This window comes from Micromonospora sp. NPDC049523, assembly GCF_040676775.1.
Classification (GTDB): domain Bacteria; phylum Actinomycetota; class Actinomycetes; order Mycobacteriales; family Micromonosporaceae; genus Micromonospora_G.
Window position 1 is genome coordinate 324,356 of record NZ_JBFAPP010000001.1, and the last position, 21,814, is coordinate 346,169.

Sequence of the window (21,814 nt, forward strand, 5' to 3'; positions counted from 1 at the left end):
GTACTACCCGCCGACCGGCTGCGGCTCCCGTTCGGCCGCGAGCTGCCGGCCACGCCGCACCTGCCGGATGCCCACGAGGATCAGCATGATCGCCGCCACCGTGAAGACGATGTCGCTGACCAGTTCCTCCGTTGCCGAGACGGGTCGCCAGGGGGCCAGGTAGAAGCCGTCCCAGGCGTGGGTGAGCAGGGCACCGCCGGCCAGCGCGAGCCGATGTCCCTGGTCCCAGCGTGGACTGCGGGACCAGCGCAGGACCAGCCAGGCCATGCCGGTGAGCAGGGCGAGACTGAAGGCGACCCCGAGCCAGCTCGCGGGCATCCACAGCAGGCGGGACGCCACGAGGGCGAGCAGCAGGACCAGCACGCGGCGCTGCGGCACCTGTGCGTCGGGGCGGGTCGGGCGGTGCGGTACGCGGAACGCGGCCACGACGAAGGCGACCGCGAGCGCACCTGCCACGGTGAACTGGAGCGTGCTGGCGCTGAAGCCCTCGGTTTCCTGGAGATCGGCGTAGATGATGGCGCCGCCGAGCAGGTACAGGCCGGCGGTCGCCACCAGACCGGGCGTACGCAGCCACGGGGTGGTGCGGCGGTGGGGAACCAGGGACTCGACGATGGCGATCGGTACGCCGATGCTCCAGATCGCGTGTCCGGCGACGAACAGCAGTCCGAAGTAGCCGCTCACCCGCAGGCCGGGGATGTGGGCGATGCTCTGGAAGTCCTCACCGGCGTAGTCGGGGTTGAACAGCGACTGGTCGAACAGGCCTGCCTCGACGACGCCGTAGGCGAGCCCGAGCAGCAGCATCGTCGGCCAGCCTCGGCCGGTGCGGCGGGCCACCTCACGGATCAGCAGCGCACCGCCGCCGTACATCGGCACCAGGAAGATGATCAGTGGCAGGTCGCGGACGGTGTGGCTGCCCATCAGGTACTCGGCCACCCAGGGCGCGAGCAGGGCGAGCCCGAGGACGGGCAGCATCCGCCGGCCGAGCCGGGGCGGCGGGGCCGGGTGAACCGGCGGGGACTGCTGGGTCATACCGACGAGTCTGGATGCGCCGTGGGTACGCGCACTACGAACCGAAGTCTCGTACGCCGCGACTTCGGTCTACCGCAGGCTGGGGCCTGGCTGGCCGTCGGTCCCGGGTGGACTCCATCGGCGGCCGTAAACTCGATCGGATGAACAGACCGGTCGTCGGCGGATCCCGCCGCCCGTCGTGGACGGCTTCGGTGACCGCCGTGGTCCTGTTGCTCGGTGCCACCGCCGCGCTCTGGCGGCCCGCCCCGGCGCAGGGCACCCCTGACCGCCCGACTACGACCAGCGGCACGCTGCCGGACCGGATCGGTGTCCCGGTGATCGGGACCCTGCATGTCGCCGACCGGCCCCGGCTGGGGCCCGCCGCGGTGCTGTTCAGCGGTCGGGCCAATGGGTTGACCGGTGGGGACGAAGACGGTGTCGTCGGTGTTGTCAGTGCCGACGCGGACCGGTACCGGCAGTTCGAAGCGGGTTTCGAGGCGCCGGCCGGCGAGCAGGTACTGCTCTCGCCGGACGGCCGCGTCGTCGTCTACCCGGGCGCCGAGCGGGACCGGGGTTGCGTCGAACTCGTCGACCTGGTCAGCGGCGACACCAAGTGCGTCGCCGGCCCGACGCCGCAGAGTGTGGTGACGGTGCCGATCGGCTGGTCGGGGGACGGCAGCCGCCTGGTCGTACGTGAGATGGTGCCGGTGAACCCCGAACGAAGCGCTTTCGACTCGGTGCTGAGCATCGTGGAGCTCGAAGGCCGGCGTACGCACCAGTTGGCCAGGGGTCGGGTCGGGAACGGGCCGCTGTCGTACGACGGCTTCACGGTGGCGTTCGCACCCGACGGGCGCCGGTTGGCGTACCAGATGTCCGGTCGGATCACGGTGACGGATCTCGACGGTCGGCAGGTGTCCTCGTTCGCGGTCTCGGCTGGAACCCGGCTTGCGGGCAAGGGCGCGTGGACCCCGGACGGGAACGCGCTCTCGGTGGTCGAGGGCGAGGACGGCGCCTGGTCGCTGCGTCACGTCGACCCGGCGACCGGAACGCCGGCAGCCGGCACGGTGGTGCCGTCGGTCCCCGGCGTGACGGCGATCCGGCTGCTCGGCTGGCACCCGGACGGCAGCGCCGTGGTGGTGGCGTACGACCCGACGCCGTCGGCCATCGGCGACGGGACCGCGTACGACAACGTACGGACGATCCGGGTGCTCGCCCTGACCCCGGGCGCCGCCGCGCCGGCCACCCTGCTCACCGCGCCGGACCAGGTCCTCGCCATCGACGTCGCGGACGGCGTGGTGCGGGGTGGTGTGGTCCGGTCGGCCGACCCGCCGTCCGGGGTCGGTCCGTGGTTGTGGTTCTGGGCGGGTTTGGTCGGCGCGGCCGTCGCCCTGTACGTCAGCCGTCGGCGGTGGATGGGGTGGTTCGGCCGCCTGTCCGGGCGGTGGAGGGTTCCGGCCCGGCCGCTGCTCGCCCGGTGGGGTGGCGGGACATCATGACGGCGACGGATACGGAACAATGCCGGGCGTGGAAGCCCTACGCCTGGTGTTGCTCTATGTCCATCTGATCGGTTTCGCCCTGCTGCTGGGTGGTTCGATCGCGCAGTACGTCAGCGGCGTGCTGCGAATCAATCCGGCGATGCTCTGGGGTGCAGGCATCCAACTGCTCTCCGGCCTGGGGCTCGCGGCACCGCTGCGTGACGGTGACGAGCCGTCGCCGGCCAAACTCCTCACCAAGCTGCTGATCGCGCTCGCGATCTTCGTGATGGTGTTCTTCTCCCGCAAGCGGGACGCCGTCAACCGCGGCCACTTCCTCGGCATCATCGTCTTCACCCTGGCCAACGCGGCCGTGGCGGTGTTCTGGCGATGACGACCGGGTGCCGGCTCACGGCGACCCGATGACCGTACTGCGGGTACGCGGCCGGGCGCTGCCGGAAGGCGAGTGGATCGACCTGTTCGCCGACGGTGACCGGTGGACGACCGATCCGGTGCCGGGCGCCGAGCTGGTCGCCGAGGGCTGGTTGCTGCCCGGACTGGTCGACGGACCTCGCCCAACTGGAGTCGCCCCGGGCGGTGGTGCTGCGCGGCCGGCTCGTCCGGCACCGGTAGCCGGCCCGCGACGCCCCGCCTGTCGCCCGTGCGGGTGACCCGGCACCTGGCAAACTGCCGGGTATGGATCGGGCACGGGTGACGGACTGGGTCGCGGCGTACGAGCGGGCGTGGCGTACGCCGGGGACCGACCCGTTGGCCACGATCTTCACCGCCGACGCGAGTTACCTGCAGGGGCCGTACCGGCAGCCGGTGCTGGGGCTGCCCGCCATCGCCCGGATGTGGGAGGCCGAGCGCGAGGGGCCGGACGAGGCGTTCCGGATGGCCAGCGAGGTGGTCGCGGTCGACGGCAACACCGCGGTCGTACGCGTGCAGGTGCACTACGGTGAGCCGACGAACCAGGAATTCCGCGATCTGTGGATCGTGCGCTTCGCCGACGACGGCCGCTGCCGTGCCTTCGAGGAGTGGCCGTTCTGGCCGCCGAGGTCACCGGACACGTCGCAGGAATAGTTCGGCGAATACGCATGGAATGCGTGCGCGGGATCTCGATGGTATTCGGAAACCATTGCCCGGTGACTGCCGGGACAAGATAATAAGGCCCAACCGGCGGGGCGGACTCCACCCCTGCCACCGGAGGTAATTCCGGTCAGTCGGCGGGGATGGCACCGATACCTCGCACTTCCGCCACTCCAGCGCCGATCGTTCCACTGGACAGCGCCGTACGTTCATCGGGGCTTTGATTTGGCACGGTGGTCAACCGATTGCGGCCGGGCATGATGTTCGGGGCCAGTCATGGCGTACAACTGCCGAAAAGGCGCAGTCCGTGCTGGCCGAACGCCGTACCGGCGTAGAAGGAGGAAGTGTGCGAATCTCGGTTGCCCGAACAGTTGCGCTACTGGCGGCGTCCAGCGTGGCGCTTGCCATTACCGCCTGTGCGCCCCCGGAGAAGGAAAGCGCCGCGTCGAACAGCGACGCGGCCAAGGCCGTGAGCGTGAGCGACCTCGGAGGGCTCGACAAGCTCGTCGAAGCCGCCAAGAAGGAGGGGCAGCTCAACGTGATCGCGCTGCCGCCGGACTGGGCCAACTACGGCGAGATCATCAAGGCGTTCAACACCAAGTACGGCATCAAGGTCAACTCCGCTCAGCCGGACGCGTCGAGCCAGGACGAGATCAACGCGGCGAACCAGCTCAAGGGCCAGGACGGCGCCCCGGACGTGTTCGACCTCAGCGGCGCGGTGGCCTCGGCCAACACCTCGATGTTCGCCCCGTACAAGGTGGCGACCTGGGACGACGTGCCGGCGGCGCTCAAGGACGCCAACGGCACCTGGGTCAACGACTACGGCGGCTACATGTCGATCGGCTACGACGCCAGCAAGGTCCCGGCACCGCAGAGCGTCGCCGACCTGCTCAAGCCGGAGTTCAAGGGCAAGGTCGCGCTCAACGGTGACCCGACCCAGGCTGGCGCGGCGTTCAGCGGCGTGGTCATGGCGGCCCTGGGCAACGGTGGCTCGGCCGACGACATCAGCAAGGGTATCGACTTCTTCGGCCAGCTCAAGAAGGCGGGCAACTTCCTGCCGGTCGACCCGACCTCGACCACCGTCGAGTCCGGCCAGACGCCGGTTGTCATCGACTGGGACTACCTGAACGTCGCCCAGGGCGCCAAGCTCCAGGGCAAGATGGACTGGAAGACCGTGGTCCCGTCGAACGCGGTTGTCGGCTCGTACTACGTGCAGGCGATCAGCAAGGACGCCCCGCACCCGGCCGCCGCGCGGCTGTGGCAGGAGTTCCTCTACTCCGACGAGGGTCAGAACCTGTGGCTCGGCGGCGGCGCCCGTCCGGTACGGGCCGACGCCATGGCGAAGGCCGGCACGATCGACCAGGCCGCGTACGGCAAGCTCCCGGTCACCAGCGGCGAGCCGGTGTTCCTGACCGACCCGCAGACCGCGAAGGCCAAGGAAAGCCTGGCGACGAACTGGGCGAAGGCAGTGGGCTGAGGCGACGATGACCGTCGTTACGCCCCACCCGGACCCCGTGGCGCCCGCGCCCGGGGTCCGGCCCGCACCGGCCGCCCGGCGCCGGATCAGCCTGCCGGGCCGTGACCTGCTCGGCGTCGTGCCGTTCTTCGGATTCATCGTGCTGTTCCTGGCGATCCCCACCCTGGTGGTGGTGATCGGCGCGTTCACCGGCGACGGCGGCGGCTTCACCCTCGACAACGTGTCGGCGCTCGGCACCTCGTACATTCTCGAGGCGTTCGGGCGCAGCATCCTGCTCTCCGCCGTCACGGCGGCGATCGGCGCGGTGCTCGGCGGGCTGCTCGCGTACGCGTTGGTCACCGCCAAGCCGGACGGCGTCCTGCGCCGGGTCGTCACCTCGGCGTCCGGTGTGCTCGCCCAGTTCGGCGGGGTCACGCTCGCGTTCGCGTTCGTCGCCACCATCGGGCTCAGCGGGTTCGTCACGGTGTTCCTCCGGGACCACCTCGGCGTCGACATCTACGCCCACGGGGTGTGGCTGTTCGAGCTGCCCGGCCTGCTGCTCGTCTACACCTACTTCCAGGTGCCGCTGATGGTGATCGTGTTCCTGCCCGCACTGGACGGTATCCGTCCACAGTGGCGGGAGGCGGCGGAGAGCCTGGGCGGATCGACCTGGCAGTACTGGCGGATGGTCGCGATGCCGCTGCTCGCCCCGCCGTTCCTCGGCTCGGCGCTGTTGCTGTTCGCCAACGCCTTCTCCGCGTACGCGACCGCCGCCTCGCTGGTCAGCCAGGGCAGCCCGATCATCCCGCTGCAGATCCGGGGCGCCCTGACCAGCGAGGTGATCCTCGGCCAGCAGAACCTGGGCAAGGCGATGGCACTCGGCATGATCGTGGTGGTCGCGCTGGTGATGTGGCTCTACGCGGTGCTACAGCGAAGGAGTACGCGATGGCTGGGGTGACCCGACGCCGCGCCCGGCGTCAGCGGGCCTTCCGCTGGACGATCGTCACCCTGCTCGGCATCTTCTTCCTGCTGCCGCTGGTGGCGATGCTGGAGTTCACCACCCGTGGCCCGAACGGCACGTACACGCTGGAGACCTGGAAGCTGCTGGTCGACTGGGGCCAGCTCGGCGAGACCTACCCGGACCTGGCGACCGGTGTCGCCAACTCGTTCGGGCAGGTGCTGCTCACCGTCGCGCTCACCCTGCTGCTGCTGGTGCCGACCGTCGTCTGGGTACGGCTACGCCTGCCCCGGCTGCGCCGGGTGGTGGAGTTCCTCTGCCTGCTGCCACTGACCATCCCGGCGATCGTGCTGGTGGTCGGGCTCGCCCCGGTGTACGCGTGGGTCACGTACTTCCTCGGCGGTTCGGCGCTCACGCTCACCTTCGCGTACACGATCCTGGTGCTCCCGTACGCGTACCGGTCGATCGACGCGGGACTGTCCGCGATCAACGTACGGACGCTGGCCGAGGCGTCCCGCAGCCTCGGGGCGAGCTGGGCGACGGTGATCTGGCGGGTGGTGCTGCCGAACATCCGCTCGGCGGTGCTGTCGGCCGCGTTCCTCACCGTCGCGCTCGTACTGGGCGAGTTCACCATCGCGTCCCTGCTCAACCGCAGCAACCTCCAGGTCGCGGTGAACCTGCTCGGCAAGAGCAGCGCCACGATGTCGGTCGCGGTCTCGCTGACCGCGCTGGTGCTCGCGTTCGTCCTACTGATGCTCTTGTCCCTCGTCGGCGGCGGCCGACGCCGGACTTCCTTGAAGGAGACACGGTGACCGGTACCACCAGCGTCGCCGCCGCGCCCGGCGCCCGCGACGGCGCACGACAGGGCGTCACGGTACGACTCGAATCACTGCACCGCCGGTTCGGCAACACCTCCGCGCTGGACGGGCTCGACCTCGAACTCGCCCCCGGTGAGCTGGTCGCGCTGCTCGGCCCGTCCGGCTGCGGCAAGACCACCGCGCTGCGGGTGCTCGCCGGGCTGGAGGAGGCCGACTCGGGGCGGGTCCTGGTCGACGGCGAGGACATCACGAACCGGCCGGTGAACCGCCGCGACATGGGCATGGTCTTCCAGGCGTACAGCCTGTTCCCGCACCTGACCGCGCAGGAGAACGTGGAGTTCGGGCTGCGGCTGCGCGGCCGTCCCGCCGCCGCCCGCCGGGAGCGGGCCGGCAACATGCTGGAACTGGTCGGCATCGGCGCGCACGCCGACAAGTACCCGCACCAGCTCTCCGGTGGCCAGCAACAGCGGGTGGCGCTCGCCCGCGCGCTCGCCATCCAGCCTCGGGTGCTGCTGCTCGACGAGCCGCTGTCGGCGCTCGATGCCAAGGTCCGGGTCCAGTTGCGTGACGAGATCCGACGGATCCAGATCGAGGTCGGCACCACCACCCTGTTCGTCACCCACGACCAGGAGGAGGCGCTGGCGGTGGCCGACCGGGTCGGGGTGATGCGCGGCGGGCGGCTGGAGCAGTTGGGCCCGCCGGCCGAGATCTACCTGCGTCCGGCGAGCGCCTTCGTGGCCGACTTCGTCGGCCTGAGCAACCGGCTGCCGGGCCGGGTCGACGCCGGCACGGTGGAGGTGCTCGGCGCTACGCTGCCGCTGGTGGAGCCGGCCGACGCGCCGTCGGACCCGAGCGTGCCGGTGACCGCGCTGGTCCGCCCGGAGGCGGTCGACGTGGTGGCCGACCCGGACGGCAGCGGACGCGTGCTCGCGGCCAGCTTCCTCGGTCCGATCAGCCGGGTGACGGTGGCGATGCCGGACGAGACCCTGGTGGTCGCCCAGGTCTCCAGCTCCCGCCTGGCCGACTTCGCCCCCGGCACCCCCGTCCGCATCACCCTCCACCCCTCCCCCGTCGCCCTGTCACGCTGACCCCTCGGGGAATGCGCCACTTGTAGAGAAAGAGGGGCGATCCGGGTCCGGATAGCCCCTCTTTCTCTACATCAGGGCCTCAGGGGACGGTGATGACGATCTTGCCGCGGCCGTGGGCGGTTTCCATGGCTCGGTGGGCGTCGGCGGCGCGAAAGAGGGGGAAGGTTTCGCGGATGTGTAGGCGCAGCAGGTTGCGGTCGTGCAGGTCGACCAGTTCGGCTAGGCGGGCGGCGGAGCGCAGGGCGGGGGTGACCAGGATTCCGAGCGGTTCCGCCTGGTCGTGCTCGACCAGGGTGAGGATCCGCTTGCGGTCGGCCACCAACTCCAGCGAGACCCGCAGCGCGTCGCCGCCGGCACCGTCGAGCGCGGCCGACACACCGCCGGGCGCGAGAGCCCGGACCCGGTCGGCCAGGCCTTCCCCGTACGCCACCGGCGTGGCGCCGAGCCCGCGCAGGTAGTCGTGGTTCTCCTCACGGGCGGTGCCGATGACGGTGGCTCTCCACAGTTGGGCGAGTTGCACCGCCACGGTGCCGACCGCGCCGGCCGCCCCGTGCACCAGCAGTACGTCCCCGGGGCCCACGCCCAGTGTCTGGAGGGCGATGTGGGCGGTCTGCGCACCGGCGGTGAAGCCGCCCGCGACCGTCCACGGCAGGGATTCCGGCTTGGGCGTGATCTGGTCGGCGGGGATGACCAGGTATTCGGCGTAGCAGTTGAGCTGCCCGAAGCCGAGCACCTCGGCACCGACGGTCACCCCGGTCACGTCCGGCCCGACCTGGTCCACGATCCCGGCGAACTCGTTGCCGGGCACGCGGGGGAAGCCGGGCCCGATTCCGGGCGGCGTCCAGCCGGCACGCACCGCGCAGTCGTACGGCTGCACCCCGGCCGCCTTGATCCGGACCCGTACCTGGCCGGCACCCGCCTGCGGTGTCTCCAGTTCCATCAGCCGAAGCACCTCCGGCCCGCCGAACTCGGTGAACGCGGCTGCTTTCATCGCCACACATCCTCTCCTCGTGAGAGGACAGTCTGTGACCTCAACATTGGTTGAGGTCAAGCGTCGCGGACGCCGCTGTCCCGCCCGGGGCGCAGCATCGCCGGGTGCAGCAGGGGCGCCGCGCCGCGCCGGTACAGCACCGCCGGCCGACCCGTCGGCGGGATCCGCCGCTCCTTCGTGGCCACCACGAAGTCGTCGACCCCGGTGACCTTGCGATGGAAGTTACGCGGATCGAGCCGTACGCCCCAGACCGCCTCGTAGACCGCGCGCAGCTCGCTGATGGTGAACAGTTCCTGGCAGAACTCCGTGGCCAGGGGCGAATACTCCAGTTTGGCGCGAGCACGGTCGGTGGCGTCACGCAGCAGCACGTTGTGGTCGAAGGCGAGCCGGCCCGGGCTGAGCAGGTCGTCGTCGACCTCCGCCCAGCGGGCGGTCGCGGCGTCCGTACCGGCGACCGGTATCGGCAGGTCCGGTGCGATCGCCAGGTACGCGACCGACGCGATCCGTCCACGCGGGTCCCGCTCCGGATGACCGTAGGTACGCACCTGCTCCAGGTACAGCCGCCGCCCGTCGATACCGGTCTCCTCGGCGAGTTCGCGTACGGCCGTGTCGTCGAGATCCTCGCCCGCCCGTACGAAGCCGCCGGGCAGCGCCGGTTGGCCCTTGAAGGGCTCCTTCCCCCGCTCGATCAGCAGGACGTGCAACCGGTCCTGACGGATGGTCAGGATGACCAGGTCGATGGCGATCCGGAACGGGCTCGGTGGACGGACGGGCACAGTGCGAGGGTAACCATAGAGTCCGCCCGTACCCATCGCACGGTTCCCGGCCGGTGGGTGGGACGGACCCCGGTTCACGCGGACCGGCCCGGTCCGCCCGGTCGACCGGCCGGGCCCGGCGGTGCCGGTCACGCCGGCCCGGTCCCGATCCCGCGCGGGCCGCCGCCGATCGGCGCGGGCCGCCCGCTGGCCCAGATGAGGTCGAACTCGCTGGCGAAATGGCGGTACCAGATGGGATCGCGGCCGGCGTTGAGGGTGATCACCGCCTCCGGCCCGGCCGGACGATGGGAGTAGATGTCGACGGAGATCCGGCCGGTCACCTTCGCCGGGTCGACCAGGGTCAGGCCGAACGCCGGCACGAACTGCAGGAAACGCACCTCCAGCCGGCCGGTGACGTCGGGGCCGGCGGCCAGATGCTGCAACAGGTCGATGGTCGGCTGCAACCGGTGTTCGAACACCCGCGCGTCGTCCGGTACGGCGTTGCGGCGGGCCGCCTCGCGCGGACCGGGGCCGTCCGGATCGAGGATGGCGACCCGGACCGACGCCCCGGCCGCCAGTCGGCGCTCCAGGTCGTGCAGGTGACTGCGGATGGTCCGGCTGAGGGTCACGCCGACCAGGCGGATGTCCGCCGCGTCGTCGATCCGCAACACTGTTCCCGGCCCGGCGGCGGTGATCAACCGGTCGACGGATTCGGTGAGGCCCACCCGGCCCAGCGACTTCGCCAGGTCCCGGATCGCGGAGTCGATCCGGCGCAACCGTCGGCGGCCCGTCAGCAGGTCGAAGACGATCAGGCCGAGGATCGACAGGGTGGCGGCCGAGACGATCGCCGGGCTCGCCACGTCCAGCAGGCTGAGCAGGCCGACGGCCAACGCCAGGCTCGCGGTGAAGTACGCCTCCAACTCCCGGCCGGCCAGTCGAAGCCACCAGGACCGCCGGTCGGGCGTACGCAACTCCCCGCGGCCCGGTCGCGTGCCGCCGGCCCACTTCACTGCCCGGCCCCGGTCAACCAGAGGTACGGCAGCAGCCGTTCCATCACCGCCGCGGCGTGCCGGGCGGCGAGGTCGTGATGCTCGTGTCCCTTGTGCCGGTCGGCCAGATCCGAGATGCCCCGGATGGTCAGCCAGCCGCGCAGCGTCTGGTCGAGATTGACCTCCTCGTAGAACGCCTGGGCAACACCGCCCGCCTCGGTTTCCACCGCGAGCGTCCGGTCGTTGAACCGCTCCAGGTAGATCCGGATGTCGGAGTCGGCGTCGGTGATCACCGCGTCGCCGGACCCGATCGGCCCCCGGTGGACCCGGAACTGCTCGTCCGGGTCGAGTCGGACGGTTCCCCGGTGCCGTACGAAGAACTCGTTGAGCCGGTGCAGCAGGACCGGCGCCATCGCCTGCGCCTGCCCCCGGCGCAGGATCCCGGTCGGTGTCTCCTTCCGGGCGTCGTAGTAGATCACCTCGTCGGAGATCACCACGTCGCCGATGTCCAGCTTCGACCTGATCCCACCGGCGATGCCGACCAGCAGCACGATCGGCGGCTGGTAGTGCTGGCGCAGGTCACGGTAGGCGAGCGCGGCGGACCGTGGGCCGTGTTGCAGGGTCTGCGTGGCGACCGTACGGAGGGTGCCGTGGTCGGTGCGGACCGACGCCTCGTGCACCTGGGCCCCGCCGAACATCTGGTACGACGTGTAGTCCGTCATCCGCTGCAGTACGTCGACCACGGCCACCATCTCCTCCGGCAGGACGGTGAGGATGCCGATGTCGGCCCGCTGCCCGCCGAGGCGGTCCTTGCCGGCGGCATCGGCGGCCGGCCGCCGGGGCGGTTCCGGCGGGTGGTAGTTGTTGTCCTGTCTGCCGATCGCGGAGCCACCGACGCTGATGCTGCCCGATCCGGTGACCAGCGCACCGATGTTGCGGGTGCCGTCGTCTTCCACCTCGCCTCCCATCAGGCACCAGCGCTCGGTGCGGGCGCCGGCCCGGGGCCCCCTTGCTGCTGGGTGCCGATCGCGTCGCCGTAGACGTTGATGCTGCCGCCGCCGGTGACCACCGCACCGGCGCTGAGCAGGGTCATCGCCCGCTGCCGGTACTCGCTGGTGTCGACGCCCCGGCTCTCGAGGAAGTCCAGTACGGCGGCCAGCACCCGGCGCTCGATGACCCGCTGGTACTTGTCGATGTCCTGGGACTGGGTGTGGTTGCGGGTGTCCAGCGCGGTGCCCAGTTCCCGGACGCTGTCCTTGGCACCGTAGTCGTAGCCCTGGGCCACCTGGTTCGGACCGGCCGCGTTGCCCTTGGAGAACGAGGCGACGATGTGGTCGAGCCCGGCGCGGATCAGGTTGAGCGGGGCCAGGCCGACGATCTGCGGGCTCTCCAGGATGCTTTCCGCGATCCCCTTGGCGTACGCGGTCGGTCCGGTGCCGTCCACCTGGTCGATGATCCGGTAACGCTCGTCGCAGGGCGGCAGGGCCATCGAGGTCAGCTCGGTGTAGAGCGACTTGCCCTGCACGGCGAAGTGGACGTAGACGGTGGTGACCAGTTCACCGCGCCAGGAGACGACCTGGCAGACCAGGTAGTGCCGGGCCGGCGCGGTGGGATGCCGGACGATCTGCTCGACCTGCTCCTGCGCCAGGTACGGCACCAGCCGGCTGGCCTCGGTGCCGGCGAGGAAGACCCGGTCGGAAACGGTCAGCCCCGGCAGTTGCTGTTCCGGGCTGGGCGCGTCGATCAGGCCGTTCAGGTGGTCGCGTACGTGCGTGATGATGTCCTGGGCCTTGAACGGCGGCTCCTCGAACTCCCGTTCGGCTTCCGAGCGGGGCCGACCGAGCGGGTCGGCACTGCGGACCAGCCGCTGGGCGAAGCCCCAGGACTTCAGGATGCTGCCCGAGCCGACGAACGGCCAGTAGCCGGAGTAGATCACCACGTTGCCGCCGCTCTGGCGGTAGATCTCGTCGAACCGTGGCGACGGGGCGGTGGCGGCGAGCGGCAGTCCCGGTGCGAGTGTGTCGAGTTGCCGTTGCCGCCACACGCTCATCGCGATCGGCACCGCGAACAGGAGTGGCACCAGGAAGAAGGTGCCCAACCCGATCGACGCGGCGACGGAGGAGGAACTTTCCAGGCCGCTGCCGGACACCCCGGCCACGATGAACGCGGGGACGGAGAAGATCGCCAGCATGATGGTGGCGAGCACGATCCGGAGGAACAGCATGGTGAGCCGGCCGAGGACGGCCAGGCCGCTGAGCGGGTGTTCACTGCGCATCTGCCGGACGGTGTCGCGCAGCACCCGCCAGGTCGCGGCGGCCACGTGGATCGTGATCAGCACGTAGAACGTGGCCACCAGGGCCAGCGGCGCGGCGCAGAGACCGAGGATCAGTACGCCGACGATGGCTGCGTCACGGATGTTCGCCATTCGCGAGGCGCGCAGGCAGTGTCCGAGCACGGTGATGACGTCGTAGCCGTACGACGGTGCGACGAGTCGCCTTGCCTGGTGGTAGACCTTGTTCAGGCTCGACCGGCGGAAGCTGTCGTCGAGGTACGCGCCGGCGCTGAGGTGTCGGGTGGCGCTGGAGACACGGTTGGCGGGTGCCGTCCCGCCGGTGGCGGTGGGGCCGCCCTCGAAGGTGTCCGGTGGTGCGGGTGACCGGAGCTGGTCGGAACCAGTTGCCTGGTGCGGAAATTCGGGATAAGTCATGACGTCCATCCATCGACTGTCGATTGTGCCGGGAGGGTTGCCGGGACCTGCGTCGTGGAGCTGGCTTTGCGAGGTCGCGCCGGATGACGGGTACGGCTCGGGGTCGATCACCCGAATCGTTTTCGTCAAACTGACACTAAGTCGAAGGTAGAAGCTGATCCGAGTTCATGTCAAGTAGACGATTAGGGGACGACCAGCAACAACGACCGCAGCGGGCTCAGCTATGCGCGATAACGTAACCACCGATGGTCATCGACTGCGTCGGGTGGACGGCCGTCCACTTGCCGCGACAGGCCGGCGACCGAGGTCCACAGTGCCCTGTCGCCCGGCTGATCGACGCACCCGGGCGTGCCGGTCGGACATCGTCCCACCTCGGTCGATGGCGAGAACGACCCGTCGCGACGGACACCGGCACCCACCTCCGGGCCATCCTCCACCGCGCGTACCGAGTACGGCGCCGAGAACCCGCCGACCGGCCTGCACCGGCCCCACCAGGCCTAATCCACACTTGACCGATCGGAATTAACCGGATGCGGTCGGATCATCGACAGAACCACGTAGATCGATCGTTGACGACAGGCGCCAGGCGTGGTCTGATCGCGGTCGCGAAGATATCTCGCATTCTGCGAATCAGCAGGGAGGACACCCATGTCCATGTTCCGTCGTACCGCGCTCGTGGTCGCCCTCGTCGCGACCCTGAGCTCGGTCGATGCGCTGTCGGCCACCACCACGGCCCGATCAGGTGCGGCAGCCAGACCGGTCGCGGAGATCGCGGCCCTACCAACCGCCGCGGTGGCGCTCGGCGACAGTTTCATCAGCGGCGAGGGCGCCGGGGCGTACACCCCGGTGGTCGACGTCAACGGCGTGGCCCAGGGCTTCCCGGGGTGGTCGGCGCCGAACAACAACGCGTTCTTCTGTCACCGGTCCGCCAACGCCTCGCTCAACCAGGCGAACCTGCCCGGCATCCAGGCCCGGTTCAACCTCGCCTGCTCCGGCGGCCAGCCGTACGACATCGCTACCGCCTCGGTCAACCGGGCGAAGGGGCGTACCGTCGCCTCGCAGCTCGACCAGCTCCGCGCGGTCGCACAGACCAACGACATCGACCTGGTGCTGATCGGCCTCGGCTCGAACAACAGCTCGTTCACCTTCGGCGACGTCGCGTCGAAGTGTGCCAACCGGTTCGTCGCCGACGCGTGGACCGGCTGGTGGGAGTTCTGGGCCTACCTCGGCGGCCCGGTCGAGCAAGCCCCGTGCAGCTCCGGCGACCTCGCCACGCCGGCACAGGTCAGTGCCGCCACGGCCGAGACGACCACCGCCGTACGCCAACTGCTCAGCACCCTCGACCAGATCGACCCCGACGGGCAGCACCGGGTCGTCTTCCAGGACTACACCAACCCGCTCCCGTTCGACCTGGAGTCCCGGTTCCACGAGGAGGACGGCCGCGACGACAGCCGGGACAAGTTCCGTGACCTCGGCGCGGAGCGGTACGCGGCCGGCTGCCCGATCCACCGCGCCAGCCTCGCCGCCGGTCACCTCTTCTCCGGCAACCTCGGCTCGCTGGTGCAGTCGGTGCACAACACGATGCGGGCCGAGTTCCCCGCCGACGACCTGGTGTACCTCAACGTCCAGCGGGCCTTCGACGGCGCCCGGCTCTGCGAGGCGGCGAACAGCCCAACCGGTACGCTCGCCACCCCGATCCGGCTCCAGGACGGCCCGACCGGCGTCTTCCTGCAGAGCCTCTCCGGCTACGACAAGATCGCCATCCAGCGGATCGCCAACAGCTGTGTGTCGTACTTCCAGACCTGCCAGGAGTCGTGGCACCCGAACGCCGCCGGACACGCGGTGCTCGGGCAGTGCCTGACCGGCGCGGCCGCCACGGTCAACCGCACCGTGGCCTGCGTACGGTCCAGCAACGGGGCGATCAGCGTCTCCTGATCGCGCCCACACCCCGCGACGGCACCGGCCGCCGCCTCCCGCGAGTCGGCGGGGGACGGCGGCCGGTGCCGTCAGGACCATCTGGTCAGTTCGGTCTGGTCAGTTCGGTCTGGTCAGGACCGTTTGGTCAGCTCCACGGGTTGGCGGGCTGGTCGTTGATGTGGGCCCAGAACCGGGTGTTGGCCGCCGGGGTGCCGTTGGCCCAGAAGCTCCAACCGCTGCGAAGCGTGAACCGGCCGGCGCTGTACACCCCGTCGTGGAACTCGGCCATCCGCCAGCCGGTGCCGAAGGTGGCGGCGCAGACCGCGTTCGCCGCCGCGAGGCTGGTGAGCTGCGAACCGAGCACCGGGGCGGTGATCTGTACGCTGCCGCTGGACCAGCCGGCGTACTGGTTCGGCACGATGCCGGCCGGGACCGGGGCACCGGTTCCCAGCAGGCAGAGCAGCGGCAGGGCCGCGCTGGCCGGGGTGTCGCCGAGGTAGGGGTTGGTCAGTTCGTCGGCGCCCACCCGTACCACGTTGTCGGCGCGCTGCTCCAGCACCCGCCAGGTCATGCCGGCGTGCGACACCGCCACGGTGCCGGTGAACAGCAGCAGGTTGGGTGAGCCGGTCCCGACGTTCGCCAACACGTTCGGGGTGGCCCGGCCGAGGATCGCCGCGGTCACCGTCGCCGGGGTGGCGGTGGGGTTGGTGCTCAGGTAGAGCGCGGCGGCTCCGGCCACGTGCGGGCTCGCCATCGAGGTGCCGCTGATCGTGTTGGTGCCGGTGTCCGACGAGGGCCAGGCCGAGGTGATGCCGGTGCCGGGGGCGAACAGGTCCAGGCAGGGACCCCAGTTGGAGTACGTGGTGTCCCGGCTGTCGGCGCTGGTGCTGGCGCCGACGGTGATCGCGGTGGGCGTACGGGCCGGGGAGAGCGCGCAGGCGTTGCCGTTGTTGTTGCCGGCGGCGAGCACGTACGTGACCCCGGAGTTGATCGAGTTGGTGACCGCGTCGTCGATCGGCTGGTACGCCCCACCGCCGAGGCTCATGTTCGCCACCGAGGGACCCGAGTGGTTGGCGGTGACCCAGTCGATGCCGGCGATGACGCTGGCGAAGCTACCGCCGCCGCCACAGTCGAGCACCCGTACCGGGACCAGGCGTACGGCCTTCGCGACCCCGTACGTGGTGGAGCCGATGGTGCCGGCCACGTGGGTGCCGTGACCGTTGCAGTCGTTGGTGCCGTTGCCGTCGGCGATGGCGGTGTAGCCGGGGAAGACCCGACCGCCGAACTGGGTGTGCGTGGGTCGGATGCCGGTGTCGATGACGTACGCGGTGACGCCGGCACCGGTCTGGTCGTAGTTGTAGGTGTTGTTCAGCGGGAGATTACGCTGGTCGATGCGGTCGATGCCCCAGGTGGCCGGCGTCTGCGCGACGTCGATGCCGACCCGCTGGTCGGGTGCCAGGTAGGCCACCGCAGGATCGTCGCGCAGGGCGGCCACCTGGGTCGGGGTGAGCCGGGCGGAGAAGCCGTTCAGGGCGGCGTCGTACCGGTGCTCGACGGTGACGCCGAGGGCGGCGGCGCGCGAGAGCGCGGACCCGGCACGCGCGGCGTCGGCGGTGCCGGGTTTCCCGTCGAGCACGACGATGTAGCTGCCGGGGATGGCGGTGCCGGTCGCGGCGAGCAGTGGCGCGGCTCCCGCGACCCGGCCGGGTTCGGCGCCGGAGGCGACGCCGGGCGCGGCCAGGCCGCCGGCCACCAGCGCGACGCCCAGGGCCACGGACACCGCCGCGCGCCACCGGCTCCGGCCGGGTCGGGCGTCGTGCGGAGCCGCTCTGTTGCCGGATCCGATCTGCTGACTGTCGTACATGGACGGTGCCTCCTCGGGAACGACCGACCAACCCGAGAGCCCCTCTGATCAGGGCTTTCCGGAGCGGACGGCAAGCGATGACCTTCAATGGCTGGCCACACTTTTTCATCGATCCGGTCGTGAGTCACCACATTGGACAGTGCTACTTATCGATCTCTCACCATCAATGCCAACTCACATTTGCGGTCAGACGGGCACACGGCAGAGGGTCAGCGGGCCGTACCGGAAGCCCGACCGCGCAGGGTCCGCGCGCGGTGCGCCGCGTCGGCGACGAGCCGCCGCAGCGACCCCGGATCCACCCCCGGCCCGGCTACCACCGACGGCAACAGTCCGTCGAGGTCCAGCTCCGGCAGACCCGGCGGTACGGGCGGCAGCGCGGCCACCGGCAGCGCGAACGCCTCCGTGGCGGCGACACCGACCGGTCCCGCCCCGAACCCCGGCACCGCACTCGGTGGCTGCCGGCGCAGGTCGCCGAGCAGTTCGGCCGCACCCCGACCGCGCAGGAGCAGCAGCACGAACGGGTCCGCGTCGATCAGCCACGCCGACTGGTAACAGAGTGCCGCCGCGTGCCGGCACGGGAACTCCCAGTCCGGGCAGGAGCAGTGCGGTTGCAGGTCACCGATGCCGGGCAGCAGCCGTACGTCGACGTCGTGTGCGGCGTCGACCAGTTCCTGCGGCACGTCCCCGTCGAGCAGGGCAGCGAGGTGACCCGCCTTCGCCGTGATCGCCCCGAGTAGCCGCTGCCACTGCGGGTCGGTGAGCCGCTCCACCTCCACCACCGTCCGGTACGAACCGCCCGCGTCGTCGTACACGGTGGCGGCGAGCCGCCCCGGACTGACCGTGATCGAACCGACGTGCCCCCCGTACGCGAACCGCCGGCCCTTGCGGAGCTGGATGCTGTCGAGCGCGGTCTCCTCCATCGCGGTCAGCCAGGCCCGTCCCCACCACGACCGGGCGAAGCGCGGGATCCGGCGCAACCCCTTCGGGAACGCCGGAAAGCCCAGCACCTCGCCACCGCCGCCACCGCCGCTGCCACCGCTGCCGCCGCTGCCACCGCTGCCGCCACTGCCACCGCTGCCGCCGCCGCTGCCGCCGTCGGTCATGCCGTCTCCCGCAGGGTCACCAGTTCGGCCAGTTCGTCGTCGGTCAGTTCGGTGAGCGCCGCCGCGCCGCCGGTCAGCACCGCGTCGGCCAGTCCACGCTTGTCGGCGATGGTCCGGGCGATCAGGTCCTCCACCGTGCCCTCGGCGATCAGCCGGTGCACCTGCACCGGCCGGGTCTGCCCGATCCGGTACGCCCGGTCGGTGGCCTGGTCCTCGACCGCCGGGTTCCACCAGCGGTCGTAGTGGATCACGTGGTCGGCGCGGGTCAGGTTGAGCCCGGTTCCGGCGGCCTTCAGCGACAGCAGGAACACCGGCACCTCGCCGGCCTGGAACTGCTCCACCAGTTCCTCGCGACGGTTGACCGGGGTGCCGCCGTGCAGCAGCCGGGTGCTGATGCCGCGACCGGTGAGATGCCGTTCGAGCAGTCGGGCCATGGCCACGTACTGGGTGAAGACCAGGGCCGCTCCCCCACCGGCAAGGATCGTGTCGAGCAACTCGTCGAGCAGTTCCAGCTTGCCGGACCTGCCGCGCAGCCGCGGGGACTCCTCGTCCAGGTACTGGGCCGGATGGTTGCAGATCTGCTTCAACGCGGTCAGCAGTGCCAACACCAGACCGCGACGGGCCATCCCGGTGCTGAGCCGGATCTGCTCCAGGGTCTCCCGGACCACCGCCTCGTAGAGACCCGCCTGCTCCGGGGTCAGCGTCACCGGCCGGTCGGTTTCGGTCTTGGCCGGCAACTCCGGGGCGATGCCCGGATCCGTCTTGCGTCGGCGCAGCAGGAACGGGCCGACCAGCCGGGCCAGCCGGTCGAGGTCGGCGGCGGCGTCCGGCCGTACCCACCGCTCACGGAACGCGGGCAGCGGGCCGAGCAGCCCAGGCGTGGTCCAGTCGAGAATCGCCCACAGCTCGGTCAGGTTGTTCTCCACCGGTGTGCCACTGAGCGCCACCCTGGCCCCGGTGTCGATGGTCCGCAACGCCTTGGCGGTGTCCGACGCCGGGTTCTTGACGTGCTGGGCCTCGTCGGCGACGACCATTCCCCAGCGCTGCCCGGCCAGCAATGCGGCATCCAGCCGCATCGTGCCGTACGTGGTGAGGGTGAAGCCGTCGGCGGGGTCGAGATCCCGCCCGCTGCCGTGGAACCGGCGTACGGGCACACCGGGGGCGAACCGGCGGATCTCCCGTTCCCAGTTGCCGAGCAGCGAGGCCGGGCAGACGACCAGGGTCGGCCCGGCCGTCTCCGGGTCCTGGCCACGGTGCAGGTGCAGGGCGATCAGCGTGATGGTCTTGCCGAGTCCCATGTCGTCGGCGAGGCAGGCGCCCAGGCCGAGCGAGGTCATCCGGGTCAGCCAGCGCAGCCCGCGAAGCTGGTAGTCGCGCAGGGTCGCGGCCAGTCCGGCCGGTGCGGGCAGCGGCTCGGTGCCGCCGTCGGCGTCGACGATGCGCCGCCGCAGGTCCTCCAGCCAGCCGGTCGAGCCGACCCGCACCGATCGCCCGTCGATCTCGACCGTGCCGGTGAGCGCGGCGCCGAGGGCGGCGACCGGACTCAGCGCCGGCAGGACCCGTTGCCGGGCCCGGCGTACGGTCTCCGGGTCGACCAGCACCCACCGTCCGCGCAGCCGGGCGATCGGCCGGTGCGCCTCGGCGAGTTGGTCCAGCTCGGCCGCGCTCAGCGGGGTTCCGCCGAGCGCCACCTGCCAGTTGAACTCCAGCAGCCGGCCGTCGCCGAACAGGCCGCCGCTGCCGACCGGCAGGTCCCGGCCACCGCCGAGCAGCGCGGTCGTGCTCAACTCGGCGGCCAGTTCGCGGGGCCAGTGCACCGCGATCCCGGCCGCCGCCAACCGGGCGGCACCGCCGCCGAGCAGGTCGGTGACCTCGTCGTCGTCGAGTACGAGAGTGTCCGGCACCGCGTCGTCGAGCAGGCGTGCCAGCGGTGGGAACACCCGCGCGGCGCGGCGTACGGCCAGGCTGGTGTCGGTACGGGCACTGTCCGACCGGCCCGTCCACGATCCGGCCCCGCCCGTCGGCGCCCAGAGCGTACGGGCGTCGACCAGCGAGCCGGCGTCGTCCCGGTCGGCGACCTGGAGCACCGCCCGCAGCGGCTGGCTGCCGACGTCGTCCGGATCGGCCTCGATCCGCAGCGACAACCGGATCCCGGTGTCCACCGCGGCGACCTCCCCGGCCCAGTCGCGCAGGTCCGCGGCGGATCGTGGCGCGTCGGCGGCGTACGCGGCGGTGGCGTCACTGCGCCGGGGCAGGGTGTCGGCGACCGCGTCGAGGAACCGGCGTACCAGCGTCACCGCGTCGGGCAGCCGGGGCGGGTCCTGCTCGGGCAGCGGGATCGCCCGCGCGGTGGCCGGCATCGCGGCACCGAGTGCGGTCACCCGTTCCAGGTCGGACTCGTCGAACGGGCCGATCCGCCAGGCGTCGAATCCGGCCGGGGAGATGCCCGGCAGCAGCCGGCCCCGGGCGACCAGGTGCAGGGCCTCGTCGGCGGCGGCACCCCAGAACACCGCCGCCGGGTGTGCGGTGCCGTCGTCGCGTCGGGCCCGTACGAGCAGCGGCAGGGCGTCGCGTACGGGCAGCCGGCGGGCCTCGACCGTACGGGCCGTGACCGCCGTCGGGTCGGTCGGATCCGGGGTGAGCACGGTGAGCTTGCCCGGCTCGCCCACCGGCTCCGGTGCACCGTCGGCGGTCCAGAACGCCAGCGTCGCGGCGCGCGGCGGATCGGCCGGCTCGAACAGCACCGCGCACCGGGTCAGCTCGACCTGCTGCCGGTCCGTGTCCAACCCGTGGGTCACGCGCTCAGCCTGCGGTAACGGCGTACGGCGAGGGGGAAGAAGAGCACGATCAGCAGGGTAGGCCAGAGCACCGCCATCAGCAGGGCGTGCTGGGCGATCCAGGAGTCGCCGCCCCAGCCGGGGTTGCCGAACAGTTCGCGGGTCGCGGCGACGGTCGAGGAGAGCGGGTTCCACTCGGCGATCGCACCGAGCCAGCCCGGCATGGTCTGCGGTGCCGCGAAGGTGTTCGACAGGAAGCCCAGCGGCCAGACCAGGATCTGTACGGCGACCAGCGCTTCCGGGCCCTTGGCCAGCAGGCCGAGCCAGATGCCGACCCAGAGCAGCGCGAAGCGCAGCAGCAGGAGCAACCCGATCGCGGCTAGGGCGCGTACCGGTCCCTGGTGCCAGGACCAGCCGACGGCGAGCCCGCAGCCGACCATCAGGGCCAGGCCGACGAGCGAGTTGAGCAGGTCGGCGGTACCGCGACCCACCACCACCGCCGACGGTGCCATCGGCATCGACCGGAACCGGTCGGTGACGCCCCTGGCCGCGTCGGTGGCGACCGCGGCGAACGTCGTCTCCAGCCCGAAGACCATGGTCAGGGCGAACATGCCGGGCAGTAGGAACTCCCGGTAGTCGCCGCCGCCCGGCACGGTCATGCCGCCGCCGAGCAGGTAGCCGAACATCAGCACGGTCAGCACCGGGAAGAGCAGCGCGATGACGATCTGCCACGGCTGGCGGGCCCAGTGGGAGAGGTCGCGGTGGGTGATCGTCCAGCCGTCGGCCACGGCCCAGCGCAGCCGGCCGAGCACGGATCGGGGC

General features: G+C 71.1%; 19 protein-coding genes. 9 read left to right on the plus strand and 10 right to left on the minus strand.

Features of this window, described 5'->3' with window-relative positions:
• Positions 1–3 precede the first annotated feature (3 nt).
• The gene (locus AB0J90_RS01460) at positions 4–1,029 is read right to left on the minus strand and encodes a hypothetical protein (protein ID WP_363590964.1); all 1,026 of its coding nucleotides are present in this window, start codon (positions 1,027–1,029) and stop codon (positions 4–6) included.
• Positions 1,030–1,169: 140 nt separating this feature from the next.
• On the opposite strand from AB0J90_RS01460, the gene AB0J90_RS01465 reads away from it, so the two are divergent.
• The 8 genes from AB0J90_RS01465 to AB0J90_RS01500 all read left to right on the plus strand — a co-directional run bounded on the left by AB0J90_RS01465 (position 1,170) and on the right by AB0J90_RS01500 (position 7,889).
• Positions 1,170–2,504, plus strand: coding sequence for a hypothetical protein (locus AB0J90_RS01465; RefSeq protein WP_363590966.1), 1,335 nt, complete (start codon positions 1,170–1,172; stop codon positions 2,502–2,504).
• Between the two features lie 28 nt (positions 2,505–2,532).
• On the plus strand, positions 2,533–2,874 hold the full coding sequence (locus AB0J90_RS01470; RefSeq protein ID WP_363590968.1) for a hypothetical protein: 342 nt from the start codon (positions 2,533–2,535) through the stop codon (positions 2,872–2,874).
• 28 nt (positions 2,875–2,902) lie between these two features.
• On the plus strand, positions 2,903–3,151 hold the full coding sequence (locus tag AB0J90_RS01475) for a hypothetical protein (RefSeq protein ID WP_363590970.1): 249 nt from the start codon (positions 2,903–2,905) through the stop codon (positions 3,149–3,151).
• A 25-nt stretch (positions 3,152–3,176) separates the two neighbouring features.
• On the plus strand, positions 3,177–3,563 hold the full coding sequence (locus AB0J90_RS01480; RefSeq protein ID WP_363590972.1) for a nuclear transport factor 2 family protein: 387 nt from the start codon (positions 3,177–3,179) through the stop codon (positions 3,561–3,563).
• Positions 3,564–3,915: 352 nt separating this feature from the next.
• Entirely contained in the window at positions 3,916–5,046 is a 1,131-nt protein-coding gene (locus AB0J90_RS01485) for an ABC transporter substrate-binding protein (RefSeq protein WP_363590974.1), read from the plus strand.
• A 7-nt stretch (positions 5,047–5,053) separates the two neighbouring features.
• Positions 5,054–5,983 carry an ABC transporter permease subunit gene (locus AB0J90_RS01490; RefSeq protein WP_363590976.1) on the plus strand — a complete coding sequence of 310 codons (930 nt, stop codon included), beginning with the start codon at positions 5,054–5,056 and terminating at the stop codon, positions 5,981–5,983.
• Positions 5,971–6,795: an ABC transporter permease subunit gene (locus AB0J90_RS01495; protein ID WP_363590978.1), complete on the plus strand. Its 825-nt coding sequence runs from the start codon at positions 5,971–5,973 to the stop codon at positions 6,793–6,795. The genes AB0J90_RS01490 and AB0J90_RS01495 overlap by 13 nt, the downstream gene beginning before the upstream one ends.
• Complete coding sequence (locus AB0J90_RS01500; RefSeq protein ID WP_363590980.1) at positions 6,792–7,889, plus strand: ABC transporter ATP-binding protein; 1,098 nt, start codon at positions 6,792–6,794, stop codon at positions 7,887–7,889. The genes AB0J90_RS01495 and AB0J90_RS01500 overlap by 4 nt, the downstream gene beginning before the upstream one ends.
• A 79-nt stretch (positions 7,890–7,968) precedes the next feature.
• Here AB0J90_RS01500 and AB0J90_RS01505 read toward each other — a convergent pair whose 3' ends face one another.
• The 5 genes from AB0J90_RS01505 to AB0J90_RS01525 form a co-directional block, all read right to left on the minus strand.
• Positions 7,969–8,880 carry an NADP-dependent oxidoreductase gene (locus AB0J90_RS01505; protein WP_363591383.1) on the minus strand — a complete coding sequence of 304 codons (912 nt, stop codon included), beginning with the start codon at positions 8,878–8,880 and terminating at the stop codon, positions 7,969–7,971.
• A gap of 56 nt (positions 8,881–8,936) precedes the next feature.
• The gene (locus AB0J90_RS01510) at positions 8,937–9,656 is read right to left on the minus strand and encodes an NUDIX domain-containing protein (protein WP_363590982.1); all 720 of its coding nucleotides are present in this window, start codon (positions 9,654–9,656) and stop codon (positions 8,937–8,939) included.
• A gap of 128 nt (positions 9,657–9,784) precedes the next feature.
• Positions 9,785–10,645, minus strand: a complete 861-nt coding sequence (locus tag AB0J90_RS01515; RefSeq protein WP_363590984.1) for a hypothetical protein — start codon at positions 10,643–10,645, stop codon at positions 9,785–9,787.
• Positions 10,642–11,580, minus strand: a complete 939-nt coding sequence (locus tag AB0J90_RS01520) for a 5'-methylthioadenosine/S-adenosylhomocysteine nucleosidase (protein ID WP_363590986.1) — start codon at positions 11,578–11,580, stop codon at positions 10,642–10,644. The genes AB0J90_RS01515 and AB0J90_RS01520 overlap by 4 nt, the downstream gene beginning before the upstream one ends.
• 11 nt (positions 11,581–11,591) lie before the next feature.
• Positions 11,592–13,331, minus strand: a complete 1,740-nt coding sequence (locus tag AB0J90_RS01525) for a hypothetical protein (RefSeq protein WP_363590988.1) — start codon at positions 13,329–13,331, stop codon at positions 11,592–11,594.
• Between the two features lie 648 nt (positions 13,332–13,979).
• Here AB0J90_RS01525 and AB0J90_RS01530 point away from each other — a divergent pair.
• Positions 13,980–15,266 (plus strand): hypothetical protein, encoded by a 1,287-nt coding sequence (locus tag AB0J90_RS01530; RefSeq protein ID WP_363590990.1) that lies wholly within the window; start codon positions 13,980–13,982, stop codon positions 15,264–15,266.
• Between the two features lie 127 nt (positions 15,267–15,393).
• Here AB0J90_RS01530 and AB0J90_RS01535 read toward each other — a convergent pair whose 3' ends face one another.
• From AB0J90_RS01535 to AB0J90_RS01550, 4 genes are all read right to left on the minus strand, one after another.
• Positions 15,394–17,112, minus strand: coding sequence for a S8 family peptidase (locus AB0J90_RS01535; protein ID WP_363590992.1), 1,719 nt, complete (start codon positions 17,110–17,112; stop codon positions 15,394–15,396).
• 209 nt (positions 17,113–17,321) lie between these two features.
• The gene (locus tag AB0J90_RS01540; protein WP_363590994.1) at positions 17,322–18,215 is read right to left on the minus strand and encodes an SWIM zinc finger family protein; all 894 of its coding nucleotides are present in this window, start codon (positions 18,213–18,215) and stop codon (positions 17,322–17,324) included.
• Positions 18,212–21,013, minus strand: coding sequence for a DEAD/DEAH box helicase (locus AB0J90_RS01545; protein WP_363590996.1), 2,802 nt, complete (start codon positions 21,011–21,013; stop codon positions 18,212–18,214). The genes AB0J90_RS01540 and AB0J90_RS01545 overlap by 4 nt, the downstream gene beginning before the upstream one ends.
• A complete protein-coding gene (locus AB0J90_RS01550; RefSeq protein ID WP_363591385.1) occupies positions 21,010–21,792 on the minus strand; it encodes an ABC transporter permease in 783 nt (260 codons plus the stop codon). Before AB0J90_RS01550 ends, AB0J90_RS01545 begins: the two co-directional genes overlap by 4 nt.
• Positions 21,793–21,814: the final 22 nt, after the last annotated feature.